Origin of the sequence: Flavobacterium sp., from assembly GCF_029242675.1 — a bacterium.
In the GTDB taxonomy this organism is placed as follows: domain Bacteria; phylum Bacteroidota; class Bacteroidia; order Flavobacteriales; family Flavobacteriaceae; genus Flavobacterium.
Window position 1 is genome coordinate 1 of the sequence record NZ_JAQWTM010000169.1, and the last position, 3495, is coordinate 3495.

The following is a 3495-nucleotide window of genomic DNA, read 5'->3' on the forward strand; positions in this document are numbered from 1 at the left end:
ATAAAAGAGAAAGAAATTGAACCCAATAATTGCAATAAAGGGAAAATATTTTATTCAAATGATTCCTGTTTTAATAATAGGTTATACACTATAATTCAGTTTTACGATACCATTACTTTTTTGATATTTACCTTTTAGAATATAAAAATCCGAACTAAAATTATAATTTTTTGTCAGTCGAAAAGTCGAATCGTCAAAATTGCCATAAAAAATCTTTGAACTGAGAAAAAAAATCGAGAACGGGCCTAGAGATAATTGCAACTCGGGTCTTCCGATTTTTGTGTTTTCTTTTAACCTTTTTCTAAATTCAGAGATAGTAAGTTTTGACTTCATTACGATTAATTTTTAATGGATTGAGCTCGTTTTTATTTTATGCGAGATTGGATAATTCCAGATACAATCCGCGCCGCTAGAATCAAATTTCTTTCGAAGGATAAACAGAGAAAAGATAGCTTGATCTCTTTCAAACAGTTTTTCAAGGTATTTGCTATTGAATTGCTCTTATGAATTTTTTCATCTCGTCCATTGTTCCTACTGTAATTCTGGTCCATTTACCTTCTTCTTCATATATTCTTCCTCCTTCGATCTTATGCTCTTCTAATAGTTTGAAATAATCTTTGGTGTACTTTGCAAGAGAAAAATAGATGAAATTTGTATTAGAATCAATACAGTCGCAATGCAATTTTTTGAGTTCGTTGCTTGTAAATTCTTTGACACTGGCATTTAGGGAGTAGCAATTTGAGACAAATTGATCATCTTTAAGGGAAGCGATTGCAGCAAGTTTTGATAGTACGCTAACGCTATTATTGGTATTGGACTGTAAATTAGTTAAGCTCTCAATTATTGTTTTGTTGGCAATGGCATAGCCAATACGCGCTCCAGCTAAACCATACATTTTAGAAAATGTTTTTGTGATAATTAGATTTTTGTGTTGGTTTACAAGACCAGCTAGCGATTGTTGTGGAGTAAAGTCTAAATAGGCCTCGTCAACTAGGATTACTGTGTTTTGCGGAATCTTACTGATAAATTCAATTAATGCTGCTCTTTCAAGGATTGTTCCCGTTGGGTTATTGGGGTTACAAATATAAATAAGTTTTGTTTCCTGATTTACAGCCTTGAACATCTCTTGTAAATCAATTTTCTTATTGGCTGTAAGCGGTACTTTATTTTTGACTAAACCAAAATTATCCAATGTATCAGTCCAATAATCATAGCTTGGGTCGGCGATCACGTAATTTCCTTTGTTAAGAGCTACCAATTTGGCAACCAAATCTAAAATTTCAGTTGAGCCAGCTCCTAGCAGTATGTTTTCAGTGGCAACACTATTTTTGTTTGCGAGATCAGAAATTAGTTGATTTGCAATATCCCAATTGTAGCGGTTGCTGCTACTGGCATGCTCAACCAAAACTTTTCGGGCTAAAGGTGATGGTCCGTAAGGGTTTTCGTTGGAGCGTAAAAAAATCAGGTTGTCTTTATCTGCAATAGATAAAATCTCCTGTGGTAAAGTAGGTGATGCATACGATTTAACGTTTGCTAATCCAATGCTTGCAAAGCCTAATCCAACTTGTTTCAGCCAAAGTCTTCTTCTCTTTTCCATCCTTCTTTTTTCTATTAGACTTTATATAGAGATGCTTTGTTACAGTTGTCAACCGTTAAAGTTGTAAGTATGGGTTTACTACTTGAATGAGGTAATTTGTGATGGGAAATGGATAAGAAAGCACAGCTTACTTTGCCATTATAGAGAAATGCATTAACCTGCTGTTTTTCTATTTAAATTTTTCAATTAAAATTTTTTTATCGTTTTCTGGTATATCGACAATATACAGAGTTAAATTTGTTCCAATCAGATTTTTATTTTTGAATTGTATTTTCAAATCATTTCCGCTTTGAATAAATTTTGTTACAATAAATTTACTGAAATAGGAATAATCATTTTCGTCTTTGTATTTCAAAATAAAAGGAGCTTGATAAAAATTCTTCGGATATGTAAATCGGCAGTACAAGTAAATTTCGTCTTCAAAAAAGTAAAATTTACAATAATTAAATTCTGTTCCAAAATTTAATACAACATACCTGTACACGTATGATTCTATTTTCAAATCATTTGTTTGTTCTGTTTCAGCGCTAATTTTATCTGCTATATTTTTGATATCCCTACGTTTATCTATAAAAAATCGTATCGCAAAATAGATGCTTGTACATCCAAAAATGATTTGAATTAATGTTTGAAATTTTTCCACTAATTAATTCTTTTTAAGTTTTTATTTGGTTGATTTTGTGGTTTGGCTTAAAAGGTCTCCTAACTTTTTTTATATTAAATTTGTAGGTGAATTTACTACATATTTAACAATTTTTGGAAACTGCTGAAGCTGTTGCACAACGCAATTTTAAGTAATATTAGTCTAAAAAGGAAAACTAAAAAATTATATTTATTTGAATTACTTAACTTTATAAACTTACTGTTCGTGAAAAGTAATCGAAATTAAACAAAAGGTTAGTTGTGCAGCATGCACTACTATTGGCAGTAGTGTTTTTTATGAATTAAGTTTGTCTATAAAAATTTTATTACGCCTTCTAGCTCTTTCTAACAAGGTTGAATATTTAATTACCTCTGTATAAATTGAACCATCTGGCTTACCATTAAAACCTTTAACTTTTTCAGAAGGTTTAAATAGATAATCTAAATGATAAGAATATTCAAAGCTACTAACTCTGCCCATTACATCATTAGGCTCAATACTTTCGCCAATTAAATATCCGTAGAAAGTGGTTATTTGAAAATTATCTTCGGAATAATTTCTAATTAAGCTTGAATACAAATTTATTTGAGTTAAATGTTCTGCAATATTTGTCTCAGGTGTTTTAAATTCAATTATTATACACTTACCTTCATCAGGAAATAATAACACGTCAGGGCGTTTAATTTTTCTGTTTTCTCCTAGAGAATGTAAATATTTATTTTCTTCATCTGTAAAAGTAGATTTAAAAACTTTTTTACCATCTATTTCTAATTTACTTAACTGTTTTTCGGAAGAGCCTTTAAAATATATAAAATCTTCGTTTATAATCCACAAATCTGATGTGTCAGAGTTTGTAGATTGTTGTTGAAAAAGTAAATTATGTATTAAAGCTTCATCATAATTAGCTTTATTTGCAATCTGGGTTTGTAGTTTTCTATCTAATATTTTTTGAAATAAGTCAAGAACTAGTTTTCGCCTAGCCACATAATGTGTTAAAGAGGTTTTGTTTTGCAAAGGAATAACTTTTACTAATTTTTCAACTTCTTGCTTTAATAATTCAGGATAATTTTCACTTTTAGTATCTAGTTCGTCAAGTTTATCAATCGATGCTTTTATGGAAGCGTCAACATGAGCAGTTTTTTTAGCTTCTGCTTCGTAAAATTTTTCTAAAATTTTACTTTCACTATCGTTTATTGAAATATTAATACCTTTTGCTGTTTCTTCATCAAGAAGAAACATTTCTTTTAATTTATTA

General features: G+C 30.0%; 3 protein-coding genes. All 3 read right to left on the reverse strand.

The window, feature by feature from the left end; all coding sequences use genetic code 11:
* Positions 1 to 487: 487 nt before the first annotated feature.
* Entirely contained in the window at positions 488 to 1597 is a 1110-nt protein-coding gene (locus P8M54_RS06715; protein ID WP_300286513.1) for a histidinol-phosphate transaminase, read from the reverse strand.
* Between the two features lie 169 nt (positions 1598 to 1766).
* Entirely contained in the window at positions 1767 to 2240 is a 474-nt protein-coding gene (locus P8M54_RS06720; protein ID WP_300286516.1) for a hypothetical protein, read from the reverse strand.
* A 294-nt stretch (positions 2241 to 2534) separates the two neighbouring features.
* Positions 2535 to 3495, reverse strand: a 961-nt coding sequence (locus P8M54_RS06725) for a type I restriction endonuclease (protein ID WP_300286518.1), incomplete at its 5' end; no start/stop codon positions are given.

Excerpts from the sequence above, each read along its gene's own strand:
- P8M54_RS06715 (WP_300286513.1), bottom strand. The coding sequence starts at position 1,597 with ATGGAAAAGAGAAGAAGACTTTGGCTGAAACAAGTTGGATTAGGCTTT.